The sequence below is a fragment of the Allobosea sp. TBD101 genome (assembly GCF_059817965.1).
On the sequence record NZ_CM187543.1, the window covers coordinates 4,159,725 to 4,185,765 of the forward strand.

Consider the following 26,041-nt stretch of genomic DNA (forward strand, 5'->3'; position numbering starts at 1 on the left):
ATAGCTTAGGGATTTCGCGCACGGATTATTACATAATATCGATAAATGGTGAGAAGCGGCTTCTGGCTGACGAATGCGGGCGAGCCGACCCGTCATGCTCGCCCCTGTGGCGAGCATCCACGTCTTGAACACCGTCCTCGACCAAGGAAGATGTGGATGGTCGGGACAAGCCCGACCATGACGACAAGACGATATCAGCCGCGGAGCGTCGCGCCGTAGCGCTTGCCGATCTCGGCGACGATCTTGCTGCCGACGGCCTCGATCTCGGCCTCGGTCAGCGTCTTCTCGGTCGGCTGCAGCGTCACCGCCAGCGCGACCGACTTCTTGCCGGCCTCGACGCCCGCGCCTTCATAGAGGTCGAAGACGCCGACATTGGCGATCAGCGCGCGGTCGGCGCCCTGCGCCGTCTTGACCATGTCGCCGGCCGCCACCGCCTTGTCGACGATGAAGGCGAAATCGCGCGTCACCGGCTGGAAGTCGGAGAGCACGAGCTTCGGCTTGACCTTGGTCGGCTTGGCCTTGGGCAGCGGCAGCGCGTCGAGATGGATCTCGAAGGCGACCAGCGGCCCCTTCACGTCGAGCGCCTTGAGGATCTTGGGATGAACCTCGCCGAAGGCGCCGATCACGCCCTTGGGGCCGAACTGGAGCGTGGCCGAGCGGCCGGGATGCGCCCAGGCCGGGCCACCCGCGACGATCTGGAGACCGCCGGTCGGAATGCCGAGCCCAGAGAGCAGGCCGAGCACATCCGCCTTGGCATCGAAGACATCGACATTCTTCGCGCCGCCATCCCAGTGACGGCCGGTGCCGTCGAGGCGGGCGGTGCCGCGGCGCAGACCGCTCGCGGCGATGAGCTGGCCTTCCGGCTCGTCGCTCTTGAAGACCTGACCGACCTCGAACAGCGCGACATCCGGGAAGCCGCGATCGGCATTGCTCTGCGCGGCGCGGATCAGCCCCGGCAGCAGCGAGGGGCGCATATCCGAGAGATCGGCGGCGATCGGGTTGGCAAGCGCCAGCTTCGGCGAACCGCCGCCGAAGAGCTTGGCCTGATCATGCGAGATGAAGGACCAGGTCACGGCCTCGACGAGGCCGCGCGCGGCGAGCGTGCGCTTGGCGGTGCGGGTGCGCTTCTGCAGCACGGTGAGCACCGGCTTGACGACCTCGCCCTTGATGCGCGGCAGCGGCGTCGAGGCGACGCGGTCGAGCCCGGCGATGCGGACGATCTCCTCGACAAGATCGGCCTTGCCGCCGACATCGGCGCGCCAGGACGGCGGCGCCACCTTCACTCGGTCACCCGCGCCAGAGACGTCGAAGCCGAGCGAGATGAGAGCCGCCTGCATCTCCGCCTGCGGCAGGTCGAGCCCGGTCAGGCGTTTGACCTCGGACCAGGGGAAATCGATCACGGCCGGGCTGCCGGGCAACTCGCCGACGAATTCCATCTCGGAAGCTTCGCCGCCGCAGAGTTCGATCACCAGCGCGGTTGCGAGATCGAGGCCCGGCCGGGCGAAATCGGGATCGACGCCACGCTCGAAGCGATAGCGCGCATCCGAATTGATGCCGAGCGCGCGGCCGGAGCGGGCGACATTGAGCGGGTCCCAGAGCGCGCTCTCGATCAGCACATCGGTGGTGGTCTCGCTTGAGCCCGAGGCCTCGCCGCCCATGATGCCGGCGAGCGATTCAACGCCGTGCTCGTCGGCGATCACGACCTGCTCGTCGGTCAGCGTATAGGTCTTGCCGTCGAGGGCGAGGATCGTCTCGCCAGCCTTGGCGCGGCGGACGGTGAGATTGCCCTTCACCTTGGCGGCGTCGAAGACGTGCAGCGGCCGGTTGCGGTCGAGCGTCATGAAATTGGTGATGTCGACCAGCGCGTTGATCGGACGCAGGCCGACAGCGCGCAGGCGCGCCTGCAGCCAGTCCGGCGAGGGGCCGTTCCTGACGCCGCGCACGAGGCGCAGCGCGAAGGCCGGGCAGAGCTTCTTGTCCTCGCCAGCGAAGTCGAGCGTGACCTTGACCGGGCACGGGAAGGAGCCAGGGATCGGCTGGATGGCCTTCGATTTGAGCTTGCCGATGCCGGCGGCGGCGAGGTCGCGGGCGATACCGGCAACGCCGAGCGCATCGGCCCGGTTCGGCGTCACCGCGATCTCGATCACGGCGTCGTCGAGCCCGGCATAAAGGGCGTAGGGCTGGCCGACCGGAGCATCCGCCGGCAGTTCGATGATGCCGTCATGATCCTCGGAGAGCTCGAGCTCGGCTTCCGAGACCAGCATGCCGTTCGATTCGATGCCGCGGATCACGCCCTTGCCGAGCGTGACCTTCTTGCCGGGGATGTAGCTGCCCGGCGGCGAGAACACGCCCTTCATGCCGGTGCGGGCGTTCGGCGCGCCGCAGACGACCTGCACGGGCTCGCCCGCGCCGGTATCGACCATGCAGACGCGCAGGCGATCGGCGTTCGGGTGCTGCTTCGCCTCGATGACGTAGGCGATGGTGAAGGCCGACAGCGCGGCGGCGCGATCCTCGATCGCCTCGACCTCGAGGCCGACGCGGGTCAAGGTCTCGGCGATCTCCGCAACGGAGGCGTCGGTGTCGAGATGCTCTTTGAGCCAGGAGATCGTGAACTTCATGCGTCTGCGTCCATCGGGGCGAGCACTTCCACCAGACGGAAGCGTTCGCAAAGCAAGGGCATGTCGGGGCTGAAGACACCGATGCGCCGGAAATAGGATTCGTGGGCGTCCCGCCAGAAGGCCAAGGAGCGGTCGCCCTCCCCTTCGTCGAAGGCGAAGGCCTCGTCAACTTCGTCGAAGCGTCGCGGGATGAGCTCGATCGTCTCGATGACGCAGACCGGCCGCCCGGCGCCATCGAGCACGATCCAGAGCTCGTTGAGCTTGGGGCAATCGGGCGCCCCGAGCGTGTTCACCGTCGCGATCTTGCGGCCGCTGATGACCAGCGCCGCGAGTTCGTTCGCGAGTTCCGGGCTGTCGCCGAAGGAAAAGCTCGGGCAGCCGCGATAGCGCTCGGGCAGGGAGGCGACGAGGTCAGCGTCCATCGTGCCCCGCCTGTGCCGACGCCGCCGGCCGCGCATCGTTGAGCTTGTTGGCGCCGTCCGTGCGGATCTTCATGGCATTGCCGCGCCAGCTCACCTCGCCGCCGACGAAGGCATAGGCCCAGATGCCGGGGAAGGCGATGTCGCGTGCCAGCATGGCGAGCGGCGTACGCCAGTTCAGGAACCAGCCGACGCTGGCGGACAGCACGATATCGCCGACATACCAGACGAGCAGGACGAGGAGCGGCGCGAGCCAGGCCGACAGCCCCAGCGCGGATGCGCCGGAAGCAGCGAGCACGGCGGCAAGGAAAGGCGTGGAGAGGATCTCCAGCGCGAAGAAGGGCAGGAAGGTCACGCGCCGCAGACGCGCCCAGCGGAACTGGCGCTGCACGACGTCCCTCAGTCGGCGCCGGCCAAGCGGCTGCTCGAAGGGCTGGCCGACGAGATGGACCTGCCGGCCGGTATTGCGCACCAGCTTGGTCGAGGCCGCATCCTCGGCGATCTCGGCACCGAGCGCGGCGATGCCGCCATTGGCGTCGAGGAAGGGCTTGTTCCAGAGCATCGACTTGCCCTGCGCGAAGCCGAGGCCCAGCGCCTCGCCGACATATTGCCAGCGCGCCTGGAAGGCGTTGAGGAAGGCGCATTCGACTTCGGCGCCAATGCACAGAGGCCGGGAGCCGGCCGGCGTCGAACAGACGAGGCCGGTCGTGGGCTGCCAGGCGGCCAGCATGCGCTGAATGTAATCCTTGGGCATCAGCACGTTGGAATCGGCGAGGATGACCCAGTCAGTCGGAGCCGCCTCCCAGCCGCGCACGCAGTTGTTGAGCTTGGGGTTGGCGCTGACCGGCACGTCGCCGACGATCAGGCGAACCTTCTCGGCGCCGTAGATGCCGACCAATTCCTCGATCAGCGGGATGATCGGGTCATGGGCATCGGCGACGCAGAAGATCGTGCTGTAGCGGGGATAGTCGAGCTCCAGCCCCGAGACCGCCGTCTCGCGGCTGAAGGCCTCGATGCCGCGCACCGGGCGGACGATCGTGACCGGCGGCAATTCGTCGAGCAAGGCCGAGCGCTGCAGGGGCCGGCGCAGCCGCCAGAGCGCGATGGCCTGGCTGACCAGGTTCATCACGACCAGCAGCACGGCGATCGCCGCCGCCCAGCCCGCAGGCGTCATCGCGCCCTCCCCTGCCCGGTCGATGCCGTCATGAGGAGAGACCGCCCGTCAGCGTCGGCAGGTCGAGCGGGCGGAAGCCGTAATGGGCGAGCCAGCGCACATCCGCCTCGAAGAAGGGGCGCAAGTCCGGCATGCCGTATTTCAGCATGGCAATGCGATCGATGCCCATGCCCCAGGCGAAGCCCTGATAGACCTCCGGGTCGAGCCCGCAATTCTTCAGCACGTTCGGGTGGACCATGCCGCAGCCGAGGATTTCCAGCCAGTCGTCGCCCTCGCCGAAGCGGATTTCGCCGCCCTTGCGCGAGCACTGGATGTCGACCTCCATCGAGGGCTCGGTGAAGGGGAAGAAGGACGGGCGGAAGCGCATCTTCACGTCGTCGATCTCGAAGAAGGACTTGCAGAACTCCTCCAGGATCCACTTGAGGTGGCCGAGATTGGCGGACTTGTCGATGACGAGCCCCTCGACCTGATGGAACATCGGGGTGTGGGTCTGGTCGGAATCGTTGCGATAGGTCCGGCCCGGGCAGATCACGCGGATCGGCGGCTGCTGCGCCAGCATGGTGCGGACCTGAACCGGCGAGGTGTGGGTGCGCAGGAGCTTGCGCTCGCCGTTCTCATCGGGCGCGAAGAAGAAGGTGTCGTGCATCTCGCGGGCGGGATGGCCGACCGGGAAGTTCAGCTTGGTGAAGTTGAGATCGTCGGTCTCGACATCCGGCCCTTCGGCAATCGCGAAGCCCATGTCGCCGAAGATCGCGGTGATCTCGTCGATGACCTGGCTGATCGGGTGGATGCGACCCCGCGCCTCCGGGCCGTCCTGCACCGGCAGCGACACGTCGACGCGCTCGGAGGCGAGCCGGGCTTCGAGAGCAGCCTCGCCGAGCGCTTCCTTGCGGGCCGCAATCGCGCCCTGCACGCGGTCGCGCAGGCCGTTGATCTGGGGCCCCTTCTCCTTGCGTTCGTCCGGCGTCATGCTGCCCAAGGTCTTGAGCAGGCCCGAGATCGAGCCCGACTTGCCGAGGGCGCCGATGCGCACATCCTCGATGGCGGCTTCATCGGCGGCAGAATCGATCGCGGCGAGGACGTCGCGTTCCAGGGTGGCGATATCGGTCATGAATTCAGTCGCAAGCGTTTGAAGGCGTGGGAACGGGCGCGTTCTAGCGGGAACGGCCGGGTTATGCCAGAGCGAAGCGACGACTTGAGGAGGCTGCCTTGCCCGACAATACCCGCCAGAAGGAATCGCCCTCTTACCGGATGGCCGCGCTCGACCCGGATTTCATCCTCGGCGATTCGATGCGCGGCGCGCGCTTCATGCTGGAATACCAGAAGGCAGAAGACAGCCTGAGGGCCCGCGGCGTCGTCTCGACCATCGTCGTCTTCGGCTCGGCCCGGGTGCGCGAGGGCAATCCCTGGTACGAGGCCGCCCGCACCTTCGGCCGCATCGCCTCGGAGCGCGGGGGCGCGCTGCGCGATGGCGAGGCCGGGCGCCATCACGTCATCGCCACGGGCGGTGGGCCGGGCATCATGGAAGCGGCCAATCGCGGCGCGACGGAAGCCGGCGCGATCTCGATCGGCTTCAATATCACCCTGCCGCACGAGCAGGAGCCGAATGCCTGGTCGACCCCGGACCTGACCTTCCTGTTCCACTATTTCGCGATGCGGAAGATGCATCTGGCGATGCGCGCCTCGGCACTGGTCGTCTTCCCCGGCGGCTTCGGCACGCTCGACGAACTCTTCGAGATCATGACGCTGGTCCAGACCGGCAAGATGGGGCCGGTACCGATCGTGCTCTACGATTCCGGCTACTGGAAGGGCCTGCTCAATCTCGAGCGCATGGCCGAGGCCGGCTTCATCCGGCCCGACGACCTGAAGCTGTTCGCTTACGCGGATTCGCCGGAGGAGGCTTACGACCGGATCGCCGAAGGCGCCGGCGACGGCTGGAACCAGCCGAAGAACGGCAGCGTGCAGACGTAGGGCACCCATCGCATCGTCATGGTCGGGCTTGTCCCGACCATCCACGTCTTCGCTGGTCGAAGCTCGTGCTCAAGACGTGGATGCTCGCCACAAGGGCGAGCATGACGGAGGAGCAACCCAAAGAAAAAGGCCAGCGTCACCGCCGGCCTTTTCCAATTCAGCACTGCAAGACTGCTCAGGCAGCCTTGGCCTCGGCGCCCAGCACGCCCTTGACCGTCTCGACCACGGCAGCGAACGAGGCTGCGTCGTCGATGGCCATGGCCGACAGGGTCTTGCGGTCCAGCTCGATGCCCGACTTGATCAGGCCGCCGATGAAGACCGAATAGGTCAGGCCGTGCTCGCGCACCGCAGCGTTGAGACGCTGAATCCAGAGCGCGCGGAACGTGCGCTTCTTGTTCTTGCGGTCGCGATAGGCGTACTGCATCGAGCGATCGACGGCCGCCTTGGCGGCGCGGATCGTATTCTTGCGGCGGCCATAGAAGCCCTTGGCGGCCTTGAACGTCTTCTTGTGCTTGGCGTGGGCGGTAACGCCCCGTTTCACGCGAGCCATGTCATGATCTCCGGAATGTCAGGTGGCGTCAGCCGTTGGGAAGGAAGAACTTCTTCACGTTGGCAGCATCGCCCTCGAAGAGGGTCGTGGTGCCGCGGTGATTGCGGATCTGCTTGTTGGTCCGCTTGATCATCCCGTGACGCTTGCCGGCCTGGGCGTAGAGCACCTTGCCGGTTCCGGTGATCTTGAACCGCTTTTTGGCGGCCGATTTGGTCTTGATCTTGGGCATTTGAGCTCCTCAATGGTCGTGGCTGCGCGTCTTTTGAACGCGTTGCCAATGTCTTGCTTTCAGGAAGCAAAGCACGATCGCCACGGCAGCCCTTATCAGCCGGGCGATCGAAGGCCGGGCCTATCGCAGAAATCAACGGCTTTTGCAAGTGCGAAGCCGGCAATGCCGCGCAAGGTGCCCCGCTCTTATCCTCAGGCGGCTTCGCAGACCAGGGCCTCCGCCCGCGCGCCGAGCAGGCGGCTGTAGCCGACGAGCACGACCAGCAGCGCGGCGACGCCCGCCCCGACTGAGACCCAGAAGCCGCTATGGGCGCCATGGATGTCGATCAGGATGCCGGCGGCCGAGGCGCCGGCCGCCATGCCGATATTGATGCCGGTGATGGCCCAGGTCATGCCCTCGGTGAGCTGGCGCGGCGGCACCAGACGCTCGACCAGGCCCATGGCGATGATGATGGTCGGCGAAACCGCCGCGCCCGCCATGAAGAAGACCAGCGCCAGCGAGTAGAGCCCGGTTACCGCCAGCAGCGGCAAGGTGGTCGCCGCCGCCAGCGCGATCGCGGCGAGGAACTGCATGGCGAGCGAAGCCTTGAGCCTCATCGTGCCAAAGACGAGGCCAACGATGAGCGAACCCGTCGCATAGACGGCGAGAGGCAGGCTCGCCGCCGCCTTCTGTCCCTGCGCCTCCGCGAACGCGACGGCAGTGATCTCGGCCGTTCCGAAGATCGCACCGATCGCGATCATCACGAGCACAATGATCTGGACGCCCCCGACGCGGATGACCGAGGTGTCCGTGCCGACGACACGCGCACGGACGGGCGGCTCGGTGCGCCGCTGCGCGCAGAGCAAGGGCACGCCGACGACGAGGAAGATCAGGGCGGCAAGCGGCCCGGCCTCGGGAAAGAGCCCGACGCTCAGCCCGATCGCGACGATCGGCCCGATAATGAAGATGACCTCGTCGACCACCGATTCGAAGGCAAAGGCCGTGCGCAATTGCGGGGTGTCGCGATAGAACTCGGTCCAGCGCGCCCTGACCATTGCACCGATGCTCGGCATCAGGCCGGCCAGCAGCGCGAAGACGAAGAGCAGCCAGCTCGGCGCGCCCGTCCAGGTCGCGACCATCAGGCCGCCAAGCGCGAGCGCCCCGGCAGCTGCGGCCGGCAGCAGCACGCGACGCTGGCCGTAACGATCGACAAGGCGCGAGACCTGCGGGGTGATCAGCGCGCTCGCGAGCGCGAAGGTCGCGGCGACGGCGCCCGCGATCGCATATTCCCCGCGCCGCTCCGACAGCATGGTGACGATGCCGAGCCCGACCATCGAGGCCGGCAGGCGGGCGATGAAACCGGCCGAGGAAAAGGCGAAGGCGCCAGGCACCTGGAAGATTTCGCGATAGGGGTTAGGCATGATTCAGACCGTGCAATGCGGCATACGCCGCGTATGTCAGTGAACGCGTAATTGCATACGCCTCGTATGTCAATTAACATACAAGGCGTATGTGATGAGGATATGATGGCCCGCAGACTTCGTGCCGACATGATCGCGGAAACCCGCGCCAGCCTGATCGCCGCCGCGCGCGCGGCCTTCGGCACGGTGGGCTATGCGGCGGCCTCGATGGACGAGATGACCGCTGCAGCAGGGCTGACGCGCGGCGCGCTCTATCACCATTTCGGCGACAAGAAGGGGCTATTCGCCGCCGTGATCGACCAGATCGACGCGGAGATGACGGTGCGATTGCGCGCCGTCTCGGCCAGGGCCGGGGATCGCTGGACCGGCTTCCGCGACGAATGCGCCGCCTATCTCGCGATGTCGCTGGAGCCGGAAACGCAACGCATCATGTTGCGCGACGGCCCGGCCGTACTTGGCGATCCCTGGAGCTGGCCGATCCAGAACGACTGCATCCGCATGATGGCCCAAGGCCTCGACGCGCTCGTCGCCGAGGGCGTTCTGGCACCGCTCGATCCCGAAGCGGTGGCGACACTGATCTTCGGTGCGACCCAGCACGCAGCACAGTGGATCGCCCATACGCCCAACCCGGAAGCCGCGCTCAAAGGCGCGACCGATGCCTTTGACGCGATGCTCGACGGGCTGCTGAAAAAAGCGAAATGAAAAAGGGCGCCAGCGGCGCCCTTTTTCTCGATCCGTAAGCGATCGTGGATGACGCGCGCCTCAGCGCGGCGCGAGCACCATCACCATCTGGCGGCCTTCGAGCTGCCAGTCGCTCTCGACCTTGGCAATCTCGGCGGTATCGACCTTGACGCGCTCCAGCACCTTCACGCCGAGATCCTGATGCGCCATCTCGCGGCCGCGGAAACGCAGGGTGACCTTCACCTTGTCGCCTTCCTCGAAGAAGCCGTGCATGGCCTTCATCTTCACGTCGTAGTCGTGCTTGTCGATGCCGGGGCGCAGCTTGATTTCCTTGATCTCGATGGTGCGCTGCTTCTTGCGCGCCTCCGAGGCCTTCTTCTGCTCCAGAAAGCGGAAGCGACCATAATCGAGGATCTTGCAGACCGGCGGAACAGAGTTCGGGGCGATCTCGACGAGGTCGAGGCCGGCATCCTCGGCAAGCTTCAACGCATCGAAGAACGAGACCACGCCACGGTTGGCGCCGGTATCGTCGATGAGCTGAACCTCGCGAACTCCGCGGATATCGCGGTTCGAGCGGGGACCTTCCTTGGTCGGGGTCGGGGCAGCGCGGTAGGGACGACGAATGGGGGTATTCTCCTGTACTTGGCGCACTTCGCGCCGTTGTTGCAGACACATTGCACAAAGACGGGCGATGTCAATGCATGACACCGCGATGGCGGGCATCTCCCACCGCAGAAGCCGGTCAGCGCTCCAGCAACGCGCAATAGACGTCGAGGGTTTCCGCGACCATCGCTTCGAGTGAGAAGTTCCGCTCGACATGGACCCGCGCCCGCCGCGCCAGCGCATCGCGGGCGGAAGGGCGCAAAGCCAGCGCCTCGTTCAATCCGGCCGCAAGAGCCGCGGCATCGCCCGGAGGCACATGCCAGCCGGTGCGCTCGCTCGGCGCGGTCTGCGGCGGCGCCAGCACCGTCTCGGGCACGGCACCGAGATCCGAGACCACGACGGGCGTGCCCATCGCCTGCGCTTCGACCGCGACGCGACCGAAGGCTTCCGGATCGGTCGAGGGCACGGCGACGACGGCTGCCGAGAGCATCGCCGCCGGCATGTCGGTGCAGTGGCCGACGCGCTTCACGCGGCCTTCCAGCCCGGCCTTGGCGATCAGCGCATCGAGTTCCCGGACATAGCCGTCCCTGCCCTGCGCATCGCCGGCGAGGATGAAGGCCGTGTCGGTATCGCCGCCGTCGCGCATGATGCGCGCCGCCTCGATCAGCACGCGCTGGCCCTTCCAGTTGGTCAGACGGCCGGGCAGCAGCACGATGCGCTGGTGAGGCTCGACGCCCCAGGCCTTGCGCAGGGCCTGCACCCGCTCGGCACCGACCGCCGCAGGCGCGAAGGCCGAGAAATTGGTGCCGCGATTCACGACCCTGACCCGGTCACCCGCCACCGGATGCTTCGCCTGGATCAGGCCCGCCGTGTAGTGGGAATTGGCGATGACGACATCGCCGCGCGCCATCACCGAGTTATAGAGCGTCTTCACCGCAGAGCGGCTGTTATAGGAGCCGTGATAGGTGGTGACGAAAGGCAGCTTCAGCAGCCGCGCCGCGCCGAGCGCGACCCAGGCCGGGGCGCGCGAGCGGGCATGGATCAGCTCCACCCCCTCCTGCTTGCAGAGCCGCGCGAGCTTGCGGATGTTGAAGAGCATCGCGACCGGGTTCTTGGAGGCGGCCGGAAACGGCAGCCAGACCCCGCCCTTGGCCTGCAATTCGGCGACGAGGCGCCCGCCCTCGGTGGCGACCAGCGCGCGGGCGCCGGCATCGGTCAGCCCCTTGGCGATGTCGACGGCAGTGCGTTCGGCTCCGCCGGCTTCCAGCTCGGGAATGATCTGCAGGATCGTCCGCCCCGCCAGCGGATGCGTTTCGGTCGAAGGCAGAGAAAGATGGGCACCCGGCTTGAAGGACATTCGCTCTCGGTCTGGAATTTCTTTAACGGGGCGAATATGCCCCCATCGGTTGACTGCCGCAGCCTCTAATCGCCGCGGCCGGATGATTCGCCACAGGAGATTTGCCTTGGAGCGCCAGCCGCCGCAATGGCTCGAGGTCGGAGACGGCCCCTCAAAGCGCCGCCTCGCCTATCTCCTGCAGGAGGGAACCGGCGCGCCGGTGGTCTGGCTCGGCGGCTTCCGTTCCGACATGCGCGCGACCAAGGCCGAAGCGCTGGCCGAATGGGCGCGCGACGCAGGCCGGACCTGCCTGCGCTTCGACTATGGCGGCCATGGCGAGAGTGATGGCGACTTCGGCAACTTCACCCTGTCGGACTGGCTCGGCGACGCGGTTGCGGCGATCGAAAGCCAGTGCCGCCAGCGTCCGATCCTGGTGGGTTCCTCGATGGGCGGCTGGATCGCGCTGCTCGCGGCGCGCCGCCTAGTCGGTACGCCGTTGCAGCCTGCGGGCCTCGTCCTGATCGCGCCGGCCGTCGATTTCTCCGAGGATCTGATGTGGGCGCAGATGCCCGATTCGATCCGCCGGACGATCCTTGATGAAGGCGTCTGGCTGCGGCCTTCGGAGTACTCACCCGAACCGACCCCGATCACCCGCGCCCTGATCGAGGACGGCCGCCGCCACCTGATGTTCGGCGGCGAGATCAAGGCCGGCTGCCCGGTGCATATCCTGCAAGGCATGCGCGATCCCGACGTGCCCTGGCGCCAGGCGCTGAAGCTCGTCGAGCATCTCAGCGGCGATCCGGTCGTGCTGACGCTGATCAAGGACGGCGATCACCGCCTGTCCACGCCGGACGATATCGTGAGGCTGCAATCGGCGGTCGCCGGGATCGCGACCGCGCCCTGAAGATCGGGCTGGCCAGCGTCAGTGGACGCTGACCATCCGCAGATCATGCTCCCAGGCATTGGCCGTGGCGGCCTCGCGCGAATCCGTCACGAGGATCGGTGCGCCGTCGGCCGAGAGCAGGGTGAAGAGCTGCAAGCCGGACTCGATCTTGGGAGCCTGCGGGAAAATCCGCATCAGCTCGTCGGAGCTCATCGACTTGATGTAAGCAACCTCGCCAGCACCGAGCGCGGCGAATTCCGCGGGGGTGAGCGGGTTGGTCTGGATAAGATTGCTGTCCTGTTTCATCGCGCCCTCCTTCAGAGCAGTGCGAATGCGGTTCTGATACTGCGCCTTCAATTATGAACAGATGCGAAAACCGCTGACGCACCCTTCAAAAGCTGGACGGGTTTCCGCCCTCTACTCCCGGCTCATGATATCGATACGCCGGATGAGCCGTTCCGGTTCCGGCCTGATGAGATCAATCGCGAGCAGGCCGTTCGACAGATCGGCGCCGAGGACCTGCATGCCGTCGGCCAGCAGGAAGCTCCGCTGGAACTGGCGAGCGGCGATGCCGCGGTGCAGGAACTGGCGATTCTTGTCGTCGCTCTGGCGCCCCCGGATCGTCAGCTGGCTCTCTTCCAGCGTGATCTCGAGCTGCTCCCGCGCGAAGCCCGCGACGGCCAGCGTGATGCGCAGGCGGTCGGGCTCATCCTCCGTCCGGGGCAGCCGCTCGATATTGTAGGGCGGATAACCCTCGCTCGCGCCCTTGGCGACGCGATCGAGCGCACGCTCGATATCGTCGAAGCCGAGCAGGAACGGATGGGACAGGCTAGGTGGACGCGTCATCACTCCAGGCCCTCGAAAGGCGCCTCACAATCATCGGGACCCGCCGCCGGGCAGCATCCCGCAGGCGAGAGGCGAACCCTCCCGCTTGAACAAGATATGGCGAAGCGCAGAGGTCGCTTCAAGGGGAGCGGCACTGAGCCGGCAACCCGGAAGGGGGCGGGGATGTCCGACGATGTCCGGGAAAGGAATGGTACAGCCACCCCGGCTTGAACGGGGGACCTCTAGATCCACAATCTAGCGCTCTAACCAACTGAGCTATGGCTGCCCGTACCGAGGGCTTCGCGACCGGCCGCCGTGGCGGGGGTCGTCAGCGGCGCGGACCCTAGTGCCGACTCTCCGCTTTTGCAACCGCGTAATTCAACTCCGGCTGCGGAATTTCGGCGCGGCCTTCGCGCGCGCCGAATCCGGCCGCTCGATCAGTCCTTGCGCAGGGCCGCGTTGGCGGTGCGCGCCAGCTCCTTCAGGTGCTCGGCATAGGACTCGTAGCTGCGGCGCACCGCCTTGGCCTGCAAGGCGATCGCCTCCGAGGCGCTGTGGGTGCGCGCGAGCGACTGCGCATCGCCGAGTGTCGCCTCCAGCTCGGCACAGGCATGATCGAGCATGCGGGCCTGCAGGGCACCGAAGGCGCGCGCCATGGTGAGCGCCTGGCTCATCGCCGTCGCCGTGACGACGGCAGCGGCCTCGGGCGGGCGCGGCAGAGGCAGCGAATCGAGGGAGGCGGGCTGCGGCGGCGGCGCCTTGGCGGCCGGCGCGGGCTCCGCCGGCTTCGCAACCGGGGCGACCGGCGCGGGCCGAACAGGCTCCGGCTTGGCGACGGCGGCCTTGGCGGGAGCCGATTCGGATACGGCAGGCTTGGCCAGCGCCGGCTTCGTTTCGGCGATCACCGGCCCGGACACCGCGACGGCAGGCTTGGCGACCTTCGCGGCCAGCTTCGGCCCGGCAACCTTGGTCGCAGGCTTCTCGACCCGGACCTTGACCGGCGCCGCCTTTTTCGGAGCGCTCGCGAGGGCGGGCTTGCTGACGGGAGCCGGCTCGGCTGCCGCGGCGGGAGTCGGCGACGGCGCAGAGGCCGCAATCTTGACAGGCGCCGGCTTGGCAGGAGCGGCAGCAACGGGCTGCGCGGGGGCCTTCGGCTTCTCGGGTTCCACGGCGGATGGCGGCATCGCGGCGGGCGCGGGCGTCAGCGCCTTGACCGGGGACAGGCTGACCGGAACCTTGGACTTGGTCCGGGTCGGAGCAGGCTTGACCATGACAGCTCTCCTTCGGCGGCAAACAGCGAAGGCCGGGCTCCGTGGCCCGGCCGAACTATGATGTGGCGCCCCCGGGGCGCGCCCGATCGATCAGGCTTCAGCGACCCTTGGTCGCCTTGCTGACGGTCTCGGCGGCCTTGGTCGCGGCATCCTGCGCGGCGGTGCCGAGGTCCTTGAGCTGATCCTGGAGCGCGGCGACCTGCGACTTCAGGAAGTCGGACTGATGCTGCATCACCTCGGTCAGGTCCTTCGACTTCACCAGCTTCTGGGCGAAATCGAACGCGGCCGCGACATTGTTCTCGGCATAGGCGATGGCCTTGCGGGTCGCGTCCTGAGTGTTGGCGCGGGCGCTCTCGGCCGAACCATGGGCATTGTCGACAGCCTTATGGGCAGCGCCCATGAATCCGTCGAACGCCTTGCGGGCCTGCTCGACGCTGCGCTCGGCGAACTCGCGCATTTCTGTGGGCACTTCATAAGGCAGCTTGCCGTTCATCGAATCCTCCTGTCGTGTGGCGATCCATCCCTAGATCATTGTGCACTGCAATATCATTGTTGCACCGCAATGACAACAACGTGACATTCGGTGACAGCCGCCATGTTAACGCTGTTTCGATGAGAAGCGGGAGAGCGATCTTCGGCTCCATGGATTTGCCGCCGTTTGGGGTCTATTAAGGCTTTGTTAGGCATAACAGGCGCGATCGAACGAGCGGGCAGGCATGAACGAGGCCGGAGAGGACTGGGCGAAGTGGAGCGTGGCGGCGGCTGAAGACGCCGCCCTTGCAGCCTTTGCCGCCGGCGGAGCCCTGCTGCTCTGGGACCCGGCCACCGAGCAGCCGTATCTGGTCAACGCCGCCGCGCAAGCGCTGCTCGGCGGACAGACGAACCTGCCGGCACCGACGCGGCAGCGCCTGAACCTGCTGGCCGGCGGCCTGGCCTCGGTCAACGGTATCCGCCTCGAGCGCCTGCGCCTGACTGCGAGTTTCGCCGCGGTGCCGGTCACCTGCGGCAGCAAGCTGGTTTCGCTCGCCAATGGACGCTCTGCGCTGGCGCTCGCCGTGCAGGCTTCCGAACTGCGCCGCCTCGGCGTCTCGGTTCCTCAGACAGCTCCTTCCGAACGTGCCCCTATCGCCGCTCCGGCTGCCGTTGCGGCGCCGCCCCGCGAAGAGGCGCCCTCCCCCGCCAAGCCGGCCATGGTCCGCTTCCTCTGGCAGAGTGACCGCGAGGGCAGGCTGACCAAGCTCTCCGACAATATCGCTGTCCTGACCGGGCAAGCGGCGGCGGCCGGGCTGATCGGCCAGCGCTGGCAGGACCTGCCCGGCACCACCCTTGCCGACAGCGATGGCGGCCTGATCGAGCGATTCGCCAAGGCCACGACCTGGAGCAGCCATAGCGTGCTCTGGCGCACCGATTCGCCCGGCGAGGCCGCACCGGTCGAGATCTCGGGCGTGCCGGTGCTCGATGCCGCGCGCCAGCTTGCCGGCTTCCGTGGTTTCGGCATCGCCCGGCTCAACGAGCGCCGCCCCTTCCCGGAAACTGCGGCGCCGGGTGGCGATGCCAACAGACAGGCGGAGCAGGTTCCGCCTGTCGCCGAGACCGCGCAGGACGATGCGCTGCTGCCTGCCGCCAATCTCGCCGCCATGAGCGACACGCCTCCGGCTGCGTCGCCCATCGCCGAAGATTCGACGGCCTTTGCCTCACCCGGCCCGATCGACGCGAAAGCGCCGGTCGTCAGCACGCTTGAGAGGGACGAGCTGCCCGAGGATAATGACGAGGGCGCGGAAGAAACCGCCTCGCACGTTCCCGAGCCGCCGCCGGAAGAGGCTTCGGCGGAACCCGTTTCCGAAGCGCCCGAGCCCGATTCGCTGGCCGGCAAGATCGTACCGCTGCGCAACGGCCACCTCACCGCGATCCGGCCGGTTCTCGAACCGTCGAAGCCGCATCTGAGCTCGGCCGAGCGCAACGCCTTCCGCGAGATCGCCAAGGCGCTGGGCGCGCGGCTTGCCGGCGACGACGAGCCGAGCGCGCCGCGCCTGCCGCCGGTCGCGCCATTGCAGGTCAAGGAGAAGGACGAGGCATCGGCCGCGAAGATGGCCGCGGAGGCGGACACAGGCCTTGCCCCCGCCCGGCAGCGCAACTCCCATGCCGACGTGCTCGACCGGCTGCCGATCGCCGTCCTCGTCAATCGCGGCGACGAGGCGCTCTATGCCAACCGCACGCTGCTCGAACTGCTTGATTATGCCGATCTCGCCGACCTCAAGGCCGGCGGCAAGGTCAGCCGCCTGATCAAGGAGGCCACGCGCACCGATGGCGGCACGATGACGCTGATCGACCGCCTCGGCCATCTGGTCCATGTCGATGCCGTGCTGTCGAGCGTGAGCTGGCAGGACGAGCCGGCGACGCTGATGGCCTTCCGCCATCCCAATGGCGACGGCAGCGAAGTGCCGGCGCTGACGCCGGAAGAGGCCGAGGAAGCCGAGCTTGCGGCCGAGTTCGCGGCTGAGGAGGCCGAATCGGCGGCCCGGGTCGAGGCGCTCCGGCTCGATGCCGATGCGCGCGATGCCCGTATCGGCGAACTCACCGCCATGCTCGACACCGCGACGGACGGCGTCGTCACCGTCGACGATCGCGGGCGCATCCTCTCGCTGAACAAGGCGGCCGAGGCGCTGTTCGGCTATGATCAGCGCGAGGTCACCGGCGAATTGTTCACCCTGCTCTTCGCAGGCGAGAGCCATGCGCCGGCGCTCGACTATCTTGAAGGGCTGAAGGGCGGCGGCGTCGCCTCGGTGCTCAACGATGGCCGCGAGGTGCAGGGCCGCGTGCGGCAGGGCGGCAAGATCGCGCTGTTCATGACGATGGGCCAGATCGCCCATGGCAGCGAGCCGCGCTTCTGCGCCGTGCTGCGCGACCTGACCGCCTGGAAGAAGACCGAGGGCGAGCTGGTCGAGGCGCGCAAGGCGGCGGAGACGGCGAGCGCCCAGAAATCCGACGTGCTCGCCAAGATCAGCCACGAAATCCGCACGCCGCTCAACGCGATCATCGGCTTCGCCGAGGTGATGGCGGAGGAGCGCTTCGGGCCGATCGCCAACGAGCGCTACAAGGAATACCTGCGCGACATCCACCAGTCGGGCGGCTACGTCATCAGCCTCGTCAACGACCTGCTCGACCTTGCCAAGATCGAGGCCGGCAAGCTCGATCTCGACTTCGTCAGCGTCAACCTGAACGAGATCGCGCTGTCGACCGTGTCGCTGCTCCAGCCGGAGGCGCAGCGCGGCCGCGTCGTGCTGCGCTCGGGGCTCTCGCCGAAGCTGCCGCCCGTCGTCGCCGACGAGCGCTCGATCCGCCAGATCGCGATCAACCTGCTCTCGAACGCGGTGAAGTTCACCGATGCCGGCGGGCAGGTCATCATCTCAACGGCGCTCGGCGACCAGGGCGAGGCTATCCTCAGGGTCCGCGATACCGGCATCGGCATGGACGACGACGAGCTTCGCCTCGCGCTCGAACCCTTCCGCCAGGTGCCGACGACGCGGCGTGCCGGCGGCACCGGGCTCGGCCTGCCGCTGACCAAGGCGCTGGTCGAAGCCAACCGCGCCGCGATGGCGATCACCAGCGTCAAGAAAGAGGGCACGCTGGTCGAGATCACCTTCCCGCCGCAGCGCGTGCTGGCGAGCTGATCGAACAGCGATGCTGATCCGAAAAAGCCCGGAGCTACCGCTCCGGGCTTTTTCTTTTGGTCAGAGCAGCGTCCCGGTCAGGATCGCGGCGGCGACGCCGAAATAGATCACCAGGCCGGTGACATCGACCAGCGTCGCGACGAAGGGCGCCGAGGCGCTGGCGGGATCGAAGCCGAGCCGCTTCAACGCGAAAGGCAGCATCGAACCGGCGAGTGAGCCGAAGGTGACGATGCCGACGAGCGCGCCGCCAACCGTCGCCGCGATCAGGATCCAGTGCGGCCCGTAATCGTAGAGGCCGAGCCATTGCCACGCGACGATCCGAACGACGCCGATCAGGCCGAGAATGCTGCCGAGCGTGAGGCCGGTCGGCAATTCGCGCAGCGCGATCCGCCACCAGTCCTTCAGCGTGACCTCGCGGAGCGCCAGCGCCCGGATGATCAGTGACGTCGCCTGCGAACCGGAATTGCCGCCCGAGCTCATGATCAGCGGAATGAAGAGCGTCAGTACCAGCGCCTTCTCCAGCTCGCCCTCGAAGAACTGCATGACGGAGGCCGTCAGCATCTCGCCGACCAGCAGGATCGAGAGCCAGCCGGCGCGCTTGCGGATCATCGCAACGAAGCCGATCTCGTTATAGGGCTGGTCCAGCGCCTCCATGCCGCCGAGCTTCTGCACGTCCTCGGTGGTCTCGGCGATCATCGCGTCGATGACGTCGTCGAAGGTGACGATGCCGATGATCTGCTCATCCGCATCGACGACGGGAACGGACAGCAGGTCGTACTTGGTGATGAGGCGGGCGACCTCCTCGCGATCGACCTCGGCGGTGACGCAGATCGGCTTGTGCGCGGGCACGACCGACTCGACCGGCGCCTCCGGATCGCCACTGATCAGGCGGCGCAGCGAGACGGCACGCACCAGCTTGCGGGTCACCGAATCGAGCACGTAGATCGCGTAGACCGTCTCGCGCGAGCGCTCGACGCGGCGGATATGGTCGAGCGTCTGCTGCACCGTCCAGTTCGAGGGCACGCTGACGAACTCGGTCGTCATGATCGAGCCCGCGCTGTGCTCGGGATAGGCCAGCAGCTTCTTGAGGTCGGACCGGGTCTGGCGGTCGATGCGGCCGCTCAGTCGTTGTCGAACCTCCTCGTCGAACTCCTGGAAGACGTCGGCCGCGCGGTCCGCCGACATGGCGGAGAGCAGCGCACCGGCGCGTTGGTCCGGCAGCAGCGCCACGGCGTCGGCTGCTGCCGTGAGTTCGGGCTGATCCAGCACCTCGACGGCGCGTTCGAACGGCAGTTCGGCCAGGACATGCGCGATGGTCGCGTCGTCCTGGTCGTTCAGCGTCTCGACGATGTCGGCGACGTGTTCCTGTGCCAGCGTCTGGGCCAGCGTCACGGCAAGGAGGTCCGTGGTGGCGGCGGTATCATTCATGGCTCTGTTCCTTGCGATCGGGCCGTCGTGGCCGGATCGCAGGCGAGCCGGGAAACCCGGTCAGGCGCGCGAGGCGGCAGCGGACGGCTTCGACTGTCGGCTGGGACTGTCGCTGGGCATCGGGTCGGGATTTCCTGTGAGCAGCCGGCCGCAGAGGCCGGAAGCAGGAGGCCAATGCACCCGCAAGGCGCGCGCGTCAAACGGTTTTTTGCTCCGCGCGCCGCGATGATTGGCATTGGCCGATGCCAGGCGCTCGGCCTATTGTCGCCGCGACGCGCCGGCCTCTGCCGGGCGCGTCCTCCGTTCCGCACTCTCTCGCTGGATCCCGCCGATGTCCCTGACCATCTATGGCTGTTACCGCTCGCGCGCCTCGCGCAACATCTGGCTCGCCAACGAGCTCGGCCTGGCCTTCACGCATGTGCCGGTGATCCAGGCCTATCGCCTGCCGGACCCGAACGCGCCCGGCGTGCCGCTGCATACCCGCAGCGCCGACTTCCTGAAGATCAACCCGAACGGCCATATCCCCAGCATCGACGACAACGGCTTCAAGCTGCACGAATCGCTGGCGATCAACCTCTATCTCGCGCGCAAGCATGGCGGCCCGCTCGCTCCCAAGGACGCGCAGGAGGAAGGGCTTGCGGTGATGTGGTCGCTCTGGGCCGCGACCGAATGCGAGACCCACGCGCTCAACCTGCAGTTCCACCTCGCGGCCTATCCGCCGGAGAAGCGCAAGCCGGAGCTGGTCGAGGCTGCTCTCGCCGCCCTGCCCGGCCCCTTCGGCGTGCTCGAAAAGACGCTGGCCGAGAACGGCGGCTATGTGATGGGCAACCGCTTCACCGTCGCCGACATCAACGTCGCGGAGATCTTCCGCTACGCCAAGCCCGCGACCCAGCTCTTCGACGCCCATCCGGGGGTGAAGGCCTGGCTCGACGCCTGCCAGGCACGGCCCGCCTTCCAGGCGATGTGGCAGGCGCGCGACGCCGAGGCCGCCTGAGCGGAAGAGCCTCCACAGAATACGGGTGGCCGGGTCTCGCCCGGCCACCTACTGACGCGGAATGACCCGGCCAAAGAGCAGAGCTTCCGCCATGACACAGCCGACACCCGCTCCCGCGCTGCGCATGGGCCTGCTCGAATGGCTCCTGCTGATCATCCTGTCGGTGTTGTGGGGAGGCTCGTTCTTCTTCAACAAGCTCACCGTGGCGGAATGGCCGCCCTTCGCCGTGGTGCAGGTGCGCGTCGGCCTCGCCGCGCTGGCGCTGCTGCTCGCCGTACGAATCGCCGGGCAGTCGATGGCGGTGGGGCGTGAACTCTGGCTCGCCTTCTTCGGGATGGGCATCCTCAACAACCTGATCCCGTTCAGCCTGTTTCTCTGGGGCCAGCAGCAGATCGCGAGCGGCCTCGCCTCGATCCTGAACGCGACCACGCCGATCTTCGCGGTGCTGGTGATGCACTGCTTCGGCAACGAGAAAGCGACCGGGCTGAAACTCGGCGGCGTGCTGGCCGGCCTGATCGGCGTCGCCATCCTGATGGGGCCGGACGCGATCAGCGGGCTCGGCTCCAATCTGGCGGCGCAGATCGCCTGCGTCCTCGCCGCGGTCTCCTACGCCTTCTCCGGCCTGCTCGGCCGGCGCTTCCGCGGGGTGTCGCCGCTGGTCGCTGCCACCGGCCAGCTCTCGGCCTCGACGCTGATGATGATCCCGATCGTCTTCGTGATGCATCCGCCCTGGACGCTGCCGGTACCGTCCCAGACGGCATTTCTCGCTCTCGTCGGACTGGCGCTGATCTCGACGGCGCTGGCCTATCTCCTGTTCTTCCGGATCATGCGCACCGCCGGGCCGAGCAATGTCATGCTGGTCACCTTCCTGATCCCGGTCAGTGCCATCCTGCTTGGCTCGGGGCTGCTGGGGGAGGATCTGCTGCCGCGCCATTTCGCAGGCATGGCTGCGATCTTCGTCGGACTAGCCCTCATCGACGGCCGCATCATGCGTATTGCGCGGGCGAGTCCGGCTCCGACCTCCTGACCCCACACGCATTCTCCGGAGCCTTCAACGGCTGAGCGCCTTGTCCCGTGCTCAGCCGAAAGGCTTTGTTGCCTAAAGATTATGAATTTCTGTAAGGTCGACACCTTGGCCGGAACCGCTATTGGCCACGGCCACCGATAGAGATATCGCGGCAAGCGATACACGGGACAGGGGACGGCTTATGGATGTGCGGCAACTGCGATGCTTCATCGCGGTGGCAGAAGAGCTGCACTTCGGCCGCGCGGCCGAGCGGCTCGGCGTTGCGCCTCCTGCGCTATCGCGCCAGATCAGCGCCCTCGAAGACGAACTCGGCGTCGCCCTTTTGACCCGCACCACCCGGCAGGTCGCGATGACGCGCGCCGGGCTGATCATGCTGGAAGAAGCCAAGGGCATCCTCGTCAAGATGGAGCATGCCTCGCGCGCCGTGCGCGAGGCCTCGCTTGCCTCCGGCAAGGTGTTGCGCGTCGGTGCGATCGACGCGGCTTCGTCGAGCTTCGTGCCGGAAGCTCTGGTGACCTTCCGCGCCCGCTTTCCCGGCGTCGAGATCAAGTTCGTCGAGGCGATCACCACCGCCCTGATCCAGATGCTGGAAACCGGCAAGCTCGACATGGCGCTCACCCGCCCGCCGCGAAAGCCGACCGATTGTGCCTTCGAGATTCTACGGGTCGAGCGGCCGGTCGTGGTGCTGAACGAGAACCATCCACTCGCCGCCCGCGAGCACCTGACCATGCTGGACCTCGTCGGCGAGCCCTTCGTCGTGCCCTCTAAGCGCCTGCGGCCTTATGCCTACGATCTGGTCATGGCCTATTTCGAGAGCGTCGGCGCGGTTCCGAACGTGACGATCGAGGCCACCGAAAAGCCGGCGATGATGTCGGCGGTCGCCGCCGGGCTCGGCATGGCGCTCGCACCGGACTGGGTCTCCCGCTTGTCCTTCCCCGGCGTGACGATGCGACGCCTGCGCGGCGCGATGCTCGACCCGCCGCCGGCGGGCGCCCTGGTCGGCGTCTCCTGGCGGCCGCAGCAGAAGCTGCCCTCCCGCGACGATTTCCTCGCGATCCTCAGGGAAAGCGTGACGCTGCTCGACGACCGCCACGTCCTGCCCTTCGTCCCACCGAAACCGCAGCAACGAACCGCCCGCACCGGGCCGCCAATCGGAGGTTCCTGATGAGTTTGAACCAGATGGAGCGGGCGCAGGGTCTGCGCATAAGATCGTCGCAGGACCTGGCCGGCGGCCTGTTCATGATCCTGATTGCGCTCGGCGCCTTCGTCTTCTCCTGGGAGCTGCCGGCCGGCACGCTGCGCCAGCTCGGACCCGGCATGCTGCCCAAGGCCTTCGCGGTGATCTGCGGCGCGCTCGGCGTGATGCTGGCGCTCGCTTCGCTGCGCTACAACGGCGAGAAGCTATCGGGCTGGTCGTGGAAGGGCATCTTCTTCGCGCTCGGCGGCGCCTGCCTGTTCGCGCTGACCATCCGCGGCTTCGAGTTCGGCCCGATCCGCGTTCCCGCGCTCGGCCTGCTGGTCTCCGGTCCGCTCCTGATCTTCTTCGCCGGTCTCGCCGCGGACGACCGCAAGATCAAGGAACTCCTGATCTTCGCGATCGCGATGTCCGCCGGCTGCATCCTGCTGTTCAAATACGCGCTGTCGCTGCCGATCCCGCTCGCGCCCTGGCTGCTGGGGATCTGACCGATGGATATGTTCTCCAATCTCGCGCTGGGCTTCGGCGTCGCTCTGACGATGAAGAACATCGCGCTCTGCTTCGCCGGCTGCCTCGTCGGCACGCTGATCGGCGTGCTGCCCGGCGTCGGGCCGATCGCGACGATCTCGATCCTGCTGCCGATCACCTTCGGGCTCGATCCGACCGGCGCGCTGATCATGCTCGCCGGCATCTATTACGGCGCGCAGTACGGCGGCTCGACCACGGCGATCCTGGTCAACATTCCCGGCGAGGCGACCTCGGTCGTCACCACACTGGACGGCCACCAGATGGCCAAGCAGGGCCGCGCCGGCATCGCGCTCGGCACCGCGGCGATGGGCTCCTTCTTCGCGGGCTGCGTCGCGACCCTGATCATCGCCGCGCTCGGCGCGCCGCTGACCAAGATGGCGCTGCTGTTCGGACCGGCCGAATATTTCTCGCTGATGGTGATGGGCCTGTGCTTCGCGGTCGTGCTGGCGCGCGGCTCGATCCTCAAGGCCTTCTGCATGATCATGCTCGGCCTGCTGTTCTCGACCGTCGGCACCGACCTCGAAACCGGGCAGGAGCGCCTGACCTTCGGCATCGCCTCGCTCTCCGACGGCATCGACTTCTCGGTGCTGGCGATGGGCGTGTTCGGCTTCGCCGAGGTGCTGCGCAATCTCGAGAGCCCCGAGGCGCGCGACGTCGTCAAGGGCAAGATCGGCCGACTCCTGCCGGACTGGAACGATATCAAGCAGGCGACCGCGCCGGTGCTGCGCGGCACCGCGATCGGCGGCATCCTGGGCATCCTGCCGGGCAACGGCGCGGTGCTCGGCCCCTTCGCCAGCTACACCATGGAAAAGAAGATCGCCAAGGACCCCTCGCGCTTCGGCAAGGGCGCGATCGAGGGCGTGGCGGGGCCGGAATCGGCCAATAATGCCGGCGCGCAGACCGCCTTCATCCCGCTGCTCACGCTCGGCATTCCGCCGAATGCGGTGATGGCGCTGATGGTCGGCGCGATGACGATCCACGGCATCATCCCCGGCCCGCAGGTCATGACCCGCAACCCCGAGCTGTTCTGGGGCATGATCGCCTCGATGTGGGTTGGTAACCTGATGCTGCTGATCATCAACCTGCCGCTGGTCGGCCTCTGGGTGCGGCTGCTGCAGGTGCCCTACCGGCTGATGTTCCCGGCGATCCTGATCTTCTGCTGCATCGGCATCTACTCGGTGAACAACCAGCCGCTCGACGTCGCCTTCACGGCGCTGTTCGGCCTGTTCGGCTATCTCCTGATCAAGCTCGGCTTCGAACCGGCGCCGCTGCTGCTCGGCTTCGTGCTCGGCAAGCTGATGGAGGAGAAGCTCCGGCAGGCGCTGATCATCTCGCGCGGCTCGTTCTGGACCTTTGTCGAGCGGCCGATTTCGGCCGGGCTGCTGGCGGTGGCCGTGCTTGTGCTCGTCATCGCGCTTCTGCCCTCGATCTCGAAGAAGCGCGAGGAAGTCTTCACCGAATGACGGGGTTGCCGCCCCGGCGGCAGCCCCCCAGTTTCATCTCAAGCTAATCCCAGGGAGGAATACGCATGAAGAAGCTCGTTCTCGGCCTTGCCGCGGCCGCCACGCTGGCTTTCGCCGGTGGCGCACAGGCGCAGGGCTATCCGACGAAGCCGATCACCATGATCGTGCCCTTCGCGGCCGGCGGCCCGACCGACATCATCGCCCGCATCGTCGCCGACAACATGTCGAAGACGCTCGGCCAGCAGATCGTGATCGAAAACGTCGCCGGCGCCGGCGGCACCACCGGCATCACCCGCGCCGTGACCGCCGCGCCCGACGGCTACACCATCGCGATGGGGCATCTCGGCACCTTCTCGGCGGCGCCCGCCACCTATCCCGGCCTGAAATACGACCCGATCAACGGCATGCAGACGATCGGCCTCGCCGGCGGCACACCGATCCTGATCGTCGCCCGCAAGAACCTCGAGGCGCCCGATCTCAAGGCCTTCGTCGCCGCCGTGAAGGCCAACCCGGACAAGTTCAACGAAGCCCATGCCGGCCTCGGCTCGGTCTCATGGACGACCTGTACCCTGCTCAAGGGCATCCTCGGCACGCCGAAGATCAACGCCGTCGCCTATCGCGGCACGGGTCCTGCCCTGAACGACCTCGTCTCCGGCCAGGTCGACTTCATGTGCGACCAGATCGTCTCGGTCGCCGAGCAGGTTCGCGCCAACACGATCAAGGCCTATGCCATCGCCTCGGCCCAGCGCTCGCCGGCGCTGCCGGATGTGCCCACCACCAAGGAAGCCGGCCTGCCCGACTACCAGATCGAGGCCTGGAACGGCATCGCCGGCCCGAAGGGCATGCCGAAGGAGGCCGTGGACAAGCTGGTCGACGCGCTGAACAAGGCGCTCAACGACGAGGGCACCAAGAAGCGCCTGCTCGATCTCGGCACCGTGCTGCCGACGGCCGAGGAGAGGACACCCGCCGGCTTCGCAGCCCTGATCAAGCGCGACGCCGACAAGCTGACACCGGCGCTCTCGGCCGCGCCGAAGCAGTAAGCTTCCAGCGCGTTCAGACGATAATGCGGCGGGCCTTCGGGTCCGCCGTTTTCGTTTCCGACATTGATCTCGCAAGGCAAGCGCCAGGTCAGGCCATTATCATGACCTGCCAAACCTCTGTTTCGGAAAGAATTTCTTCGATCTGTTTCCGACCATTAATATCTCGTGACCCGATTTCCGGGAACTGTTCCGACACGTTGCGGTTGTCCTCGCCGAAGGTTCGCTTCGAAAGGAGACATACCATGTTCAAGAAGCTTGCTCTTGTTGCCGCCCTGGCCATCACCCCGGCGGTCGCCTTCGCCCAGAGCCAGCCCTCGGGTGGCGCGGTCGGCGGTGCGACCAGCGGTGCCGCGGCCGGCGCGGTCGGTGGCGCGGTTGTCGGCGGCCCGGTCGGCGCGGTGGTCGGCGGTGTCGGCGGCGCCGTGGTCGGCGCGATCGTCGGCGATGCGGCCGAGCCGAAGTTCCGCACCTACGTCGTCCAGCAGCGCGTCCCGTCCTACACCTATGCCGAGCCGGTCGCCGTCGGCACGGTGCTGCCGCAGCAGGGCGTCGTCTACCATCAGCTGCCGGCCGATTACGCGCCGAACGCCTCGAACTATCGCTATACGGTCGTGAATGACCGCACGGTTATCGTCGAGCCGCAGACGCGTCGCATCGTGCAGATCATCGAGTAACGCCGCCACGATCCGAAAGACCGGCGCTTTCAACCCCAGACACGCCTGTCTCTCAGGCCAG

25 protein-coding genes and 1 tRNA gene are annotated in these 26,041 nt (G+C 67.1%); 11 read left to right on the top strand and 15 right to left on the bottom strand.

The features are described from left to right. Window positions 1-194: 194 nt before the first annotated feature. Genes pheT through pheS form a run of 4 tightly spaced genes read right to left on the bottom strand, consistent with a single transcriptional unit; the run spans window position 195 to window position 5,322 of the window. Window positions 195-2,618, bottom strand: a complete 2,424-nt coding sequence (gene pheT, locus AC6RIC_RS20310; RefSeq protein ID WP_499733685.1) for a phenylalanine--tRNA ligase subunit beta — start codon at window positions 2,616-2,618, stop codon at window positions 195-197. Continuing rightward, window positions 2,615-3,040 (bottom strand): ASCH domain-containing protein, encoded by a 426-nt coding sequence (locus AC6RIC_RS20315; RefSeq protein WP_499733686.1) that lies wholly within the window; start codon window positions 3,038-3,040, stop codon window positions 2,615-2,617. The genes pheT and AC6RIC_RS20315 overlap by 4 nt, the downstream gene beginning before the upstream one ends. Continuing rightward, window positions 3,030-4,211: a ceramide glucosyltransferase gene (locus AC6RIC_RS20320; protein WP_499733687.1), complete on the bottom strand. Its 1,182-nt coding sequence runs from the start codon at window positions 4,209-4,211 to the stop codon at window positions 3,030-3,032. Before AC6RIC_RS20320 ends, AC6RIC_RS20315 begins: the two co-directional genes overlap by 11 nt. Window positions 4,212-4,239: 28 nt before the next feature. Further along, the gene (pheS, locus tag AC6RIC_RS20325; RefSeq protein ID WP_499733688.1) at window positions 4,240-5,322 is read right to left on the bottom strand and encodes a phenylalanine--tRNA ligase subunit alpha; all 1,083 of its coding nucleotides are present in this window, start codon (window positions 5,320-5,322) and stop codon (window positions 4,240-4,242) included. A 140-nt stretch (window positions 5,323-5,462) separates the two neighbouring features. Between pheS and AC6RIC_RS20330 the strand changes: the two genes are divergently transcribed. Then, window positions 5,463-6,182 (top strand): LOG family protein, encoded by a 720-nt coding sequence (locus AC6RIC_RS20330; protein WP_454659026.1) that lies wholly within the window; start codon window positions 5,463-5,465, stop codon window positions 6,180-6,182. A 175-nt stretch (window positions 6,183-6,357) separates the two neighbouring features. Here AC6RIC_RS20330 and rplT read toward each other — a convergent pair whose 3' ends face one another. The 3 genes from rplT to AC6RIC_RS20345 all read right to left on the bottom strand — a co-directional run bounded on the left by rplT (window position 6,358) and on the right by AC6RIC_RS20345 (window position 8,361). Next, the gene (rplT, locus tag AC6RIC_RS20335) at window positions 6,358-6,732 is read right to left on the bottom strand and encodes a 50S ribosomal protein L20 (RefSeq protein WP_454657843.1); all 375 of its coding nucleotides are present in this window, start codon (window positions 6,730-6,732) and stop codon (window positions 6,358-6,360) included. A 28-nt stretch (window positions 6,733-6,760) separates the two neighbouring features. Beyond that, window positions 6,761-6,961 (bottom strand): 50S ribosomal protein L35, encoded by a 201-nt coding sequence (rpmI, locus tag AC6RIC_RS20340; protein WP_047575639.1) that lies wholly within the window; start codon window positions 6,959-6,961, stop codon window positions 6,761-6,763. Between the two features lie 191 nt (window positions 6,962-7,152). Next, window positions 7,153-8,361, bottom strand: a complete 1,209-nt coding sequence (locus tag AC6RIC_RS20345; protein WP_499733689.1) for an MFS transporter — start codon at window positions 8,359-8,361, stop codon at window positions 7,153-7,155. 105 nt (window positions 8,362-8,466) lie between these two features. Between AC6RIC_RS20345 and AC6RIC_RS20350 the strand changes: the two genes are divergently transcribed. Continuing rightward, complete coding sequence (locus AC6RIC_RS20350) at window positions 8,467-9,063, top strand: TetR/AcrR family transcriptional regulator (RefSeq protein ID WP_499733690.1); 597 nt, start codon at window positions 8,467-8,469, stop codon at window positions 9,061-9,063. Window positions 9,064-9,123: 60 nt separating this feature from the next. Here AC6RIC_RS20350 and infC read toward each other — a convergent pair whose 3' ends face one another. Then, window positions 9,124-9,693 (bottom strand): translation initiation factor IF-3, encoded by a 570-nt coding sequence (gene infC / locus AC6RIC_RS20355; RefSeq protein ID WP_499733691.1) that lies wholly within the window; start codon window positions 9,691-9,693, stop codon window positions 9,124-9,126. A gap of 91 nt (window positions 9,694-9,784) precedes the next feature. Next, complete coding sequence (locus AC6RIC_RS20360; RefSeq protein ID WP_499733692.1) at window positions 9,785-11,002, bottom strand: glycosyltransferase family 4 protein; 1,218 nt, start codon at window positions 11,000-11,002, stop codon at window positions 9,785-9,787. Between the two features lie 106 nt (window positions 11,003-11,108). On the opposite strand from AC6RIC_RS20360, the gene AC6RIC_RS20365 reads away from it, so the two are divergent. Further along, window positions 11,109-11,885, top strand: a complete 777-nt coding sequence (locus AC6RIC_RS20365) for an alpha/beta hydrolase (RefSeq protein ID WP_499733693.1) — start codon at window positions 11,109-11,111, stop codon at window positions 11,883-11,885. Window positions 11,886-11,903: 18 nt separating this feature from the next. On the opposite strand, the gene AC6RIC_RS20370 is transcribed toward AC6RIC_RS20365, so the two are convergent. From AC6RIC_RS20370 to AC6RIC_RS20390, 5 genes are all read right to left on the bottom strand, one after another. Beyond that, entirely contained in the window at window positions 11,904-12,170 is a 267-nt protein-coding gene (locus AC6RIC_RS20370; protein WP_061965588.1) for a BQ00720 family protein, read from the bottom strand. Window positions 12,171-12,281: 111 nt separating this feature from the next. Beyond that, entirely contained in the window at window positions 12,282-12,710 is a 429-nt protein-coding gene (locus AC6RIC_RS20375) for an Hsp20 family protein (RefSeq protein WP_454657849.1), read from the bottom strand. A gap of 188 nt (window positions 12,711-12,898) precedes the next feature. After that, window positions 12,899-12,975 (bottom strand) — tRNA-His (locus AC6RIC_RS20380). A gap of 151 nt (window positions 12,976-13,126) precedes the next feature. Continuing rightward, complete coding sequence (locus AC6RIC_RS20385) at window positions 13,127-13,960, bottom strand: phasin family protein (protein WP_499733694.1); 834 nt, start codon at window positions 13,958-13,960, stop codon at window positions 13,127-13,129. Window positions 13,961-14,057: 97 nt separating this feature from the next. Next, complete coding sequence (locus AC6RIC_RS20390; RefSeq protein WP_454657851.1) at window positions 14,058-14,453, bottom strand: phasin; 396 nt, start codon at window positions 14,451-14,453, stop codon at window positions 14,058-14,060. A gap of 223 nt (window positions 14,454-14,676) precedes the next feature. On the opposite strand from AC6RIC_RS20390, the gene AC6RIC_RS20395 reads away from it, so the two are divergent. Then, window positions 14,677-17,631 (top strand): sensor histidine kinase, encoded by a 2,955-nt coding sequence (locus AC6RIC_RS20395; RefSeq protein WP_499733695.1) that lies wholly within the window; start codon window positions 14,677-14,679, stop codon window positions 17,629-17,631. Window positions 17,632-17,691: 60 nt separating this feature from the next. Here the strand turns inward: AC6RIC_RS20395 and mgtE are convergent, their stop codons facing one another. Beyond that, window positions 17,692-19,059: a magnesium transporter gene (mgtE, locus tag AC6RIC_RS20400; protein ID WP_454657853.1), complete on the bottom strand. Its 1,368-nt coding sequence runs from the start codon at window positions 19,057-19,059 to the stop codon at window positions 17,692-17,694. Window positions 19,060-19,390: 331 nt separating this feature from the next. On the opposite strand from mgtE, the gene AC6RIC_RS20405 reads away from it, so the two are divergent. The 7 genes from AC6RIC_RS20405 (at window position 19,391) to AC6RIC_RS20435 (ending at window position 25,980) form a co-directional block, all read left to right on the top strand. Further along, window positions 19,391-20,053 (top strand): glutathione S-transferase family protein, encoded by a 663-nt coding sequence (locus tag AC6RIC_RS20405; protein ID WP_499733696.1) that lies wholly within the window; start codon window positions 19,391-19,393, stop codon window positions 20,051-20,053. 91 nt (window positions 20,054-20,144) lie between these two features. Then, the gene (locus AC6RIC_RS20410) at window positions 20,145-21,080 is read left to right on the top strand and encodes a DMT family transporter (protein ID WP_454657855.1); all 936 of its coding nucleotides are present in this window, start codon (window positions 20,145-20,147) and stop codon (window positions 21,078-21,080) included. A gap of 181 nt (window positions 21,081-21,261) precedes the next feature. Further along, complete coding sequence (locus AC6RIC_RS20415; RefSeq protein ID WP_454657856.1) at window positions 21,262-22,245, top strand: LysR family transcriptional regulator; 984 nt, start codon at window positions 21,262-21,264, stop codon at window positions 22,243-22,245. Next, on the top strand, window positions 22,245-22,763 hold the full coding sequence (locus AC6RIC_RS20420) for a tripartite tricarboxylate transporter TctB family protein (protein WP_454657857.1): 519 nt from the start codon (window positions 22,245-22,247) through the stop codon (window positions 22,761-22,763). Before AC6RIC_RS20415 ends, AC6RIC_RS20420 begins: the two co-directional genes overlap by 1 nt. 3 nt (window positions 22,764-22,766) lie before the next feature. Then, on the top strand, window positions 22,767-24,266 hold the full coding sequence (locus AC6RIC_RS20425) for a tripartite tricarboxylate transporter permease (protein ID WP_499733697.1): 1,500 nt from the start codon (window positions 22,767-22,769) through the stop codon (window positions 24,264-24,266). 65 nt (window positions 24,267-24,331) lie between these two features. Further along, window positions 24,332-25,306, top strand: coding sequence for a tripartite tricarboxylate transporter substrate-binding protein (locus AC6RIC_RS20430; RefSeq protein ID WP_454657859.1), 975 nt, complete (start codon window positions 24,332-24,334; stop codon window positions 25,304-25,306). 242 nt (window positions 25,307-25,548) lie between these two features. After that, complete coding sequence (locus AC6RIC_RS20435; RefSeq protein WP_377846360.1) at window positions 25,549-25,980, top strand: DUF1236 domain-containing protein; 432 nt, start codon at window positions 25,549-25,551, stop codon at window positions 25,978-25,980. Window positions 25,981-26,041: the final 61 nt, after the last annotated feature.

Bases quoted from the DNA above. Each gene is read 5' to 3' on its own strand.
- pheT (WP_499733685.1), bottom strand. From the start codon at position 2,618: ATGAAGTTCACGATCTCCTGGCTCAAAGAGCATCTCGACACCGACGCC.
- AC6RIC_RS20315 (WP_499733686.1), bottom strand. From the start codon at position 3,040: ATGGACGCTGACCTCGTCGCCTCCCTGCCCGAGCGCTATCGCGGCTGC.
- AC6RIC_RS20320 (WP_499733687.1), bottom strand. From the start codon at position 4,211: ATGACGCCTGCGGGCTGGGCGGCGGCGATCGCCGTGCTGCTGGTCGTG.
- pheS (WP_499733688.1), bottom strand. From the start codon at position 5,322: ATGACCGATATCGCCACCCTGGAACGCGACGTCCTCGCCGCGATCGAT.
- AC6RIC_RS20330 (WP_454659026.1), top strand. From the start codon at position 5,463: ATGGCCGCGCTCGACCCGGATTTCATCCTCGGCGATTCGATGCGCGGC.
- rplT (WP_454657843.1), bottom strand. From the start codon at position 6,732: ATGGCTCGCGTGAAACGGGGCGTTACCGCCCACGCCAAGCACAAGAAG.
- rpmI (WP_047575639.1), bottom strand. From the start codon at position 6,961: ATGCCCAAGATCAAGACCAAATCGGCCGCCAAAAAGCGGTTCAAGATC.
- AC6RIC_RS20345 (WP_499733689.1), bottom strand. From the start codon at position 8,361: ATGCCTAACCCCTATCGCGAAATCTTCCAGGTGCCTGGCGCCTTCGCC.
- AC6RIC_RS20350 (WP_499733690.1), top strand. From the start codon at position 8,467: ATGGCCCGCAGACTTCGTGCCGACATGATCGCGGAAACCCGCGCCAGC.
- AC6RIC_RS20360 (WP_499733692.1), bottom strand. From the start codon at position 11,002: ATGTCCTTCAAGCCGGGTGCCCATCTTTCTCTGCCTTCGACCGAAACG.
- AC6RIC_RS20370 (WP_061965588.1), bottom strand. From the start codon at position 12,170: ATGAAACAGGACAGCAATCTTATCCAGACCAACCCGCTCACCCCCGCG.
- AC6RIC_RS20375 (WP_454657849.1), bottom strand. From the start codon at position 12,710: ATGACGCGTCCACCTAGCCTGTCCCATCCGTTCCTGCTCGGCTTCGAC.
- AC6RIC_RS20385 (WP_499733694.1), bottom strand. From the start codon at position 13,960: ATGGTCAAGCCTGCTCCGACCCGGACCAAGTCCAAGGTTCCGGTCAGC.
- AC6RIC_RS20390 (WP_454657851.1), bottom strand. From the start codon at position 14,453: ATGAACGGCAAGCTGCCTTATGAAGTGCCCACAGAAATGCGCGAGTTC.
- AC6RIC_RS20395 (WP_499733695.1), top strand. From the start codon at position 14,677: ATGAACGAGGCCGGAGAGGACTGGGCGAAGTGGAGCGTGGCGGCGGCT.
- mgtE (WP_454657853.1), bottom strand. From the start codon at position 19,059: ATGAATGATACCGCCGCCACCACGGACCTCCTTGCCGTGACGCTGGCC.
- AC6RIC_RS20405 (WP_499733696.1), top strand. From the start codon at position 19,391: ATGTCCCTGACCATCTATGGCTGTTACCGCTCGCGCGCCTCGCGCAAC.
- AC6RIC_RS20410 (WP_454657855.1), top strand. From the start codon at position 20,145: ATGACACAGCCGACACCCGCTCCCGCGCTGCGCATGGGCCTGCTCGAA.
- AC6RIC_RS20415 (WP_454657856.1), top strand. From the start codon at position 21,262: ATGGATGTGCGGCAACTGCGATGCTTCATCGCGGTGGCAGAAGAGCTG.
- AC6RIC_RS20420 (WP_454657857.1), top strand. From the start codon at position 22,245: ATGAGTTTGAACCAGATGGAGCGGGCGCAGGGTCTGCGCATAAGATCG.
- AC6RIC_RS20425 (WP_499733697.1), top strand. From the start codon at position 22,767: ATGGATATGTTCTCCAATCTCGCGCTGGGCTTCGGCGTCGCTCTGACG.
- AC6RIC_RS20430 (WP_454657859.1), top strand. From the start codon at position 24,332: ATGAAGAAGCTCGTTCTCGGCCTTGCCGCGGCCGCCACGCTGGCTTTC.
- AC6RIC_RS20435 (WP_377846360.1), top strand. From the start codon at position 25,549: ATGTTCAAGAAGCTTGCTCTTGTTGCCGCCCTGGCCATCACCCCGGCG.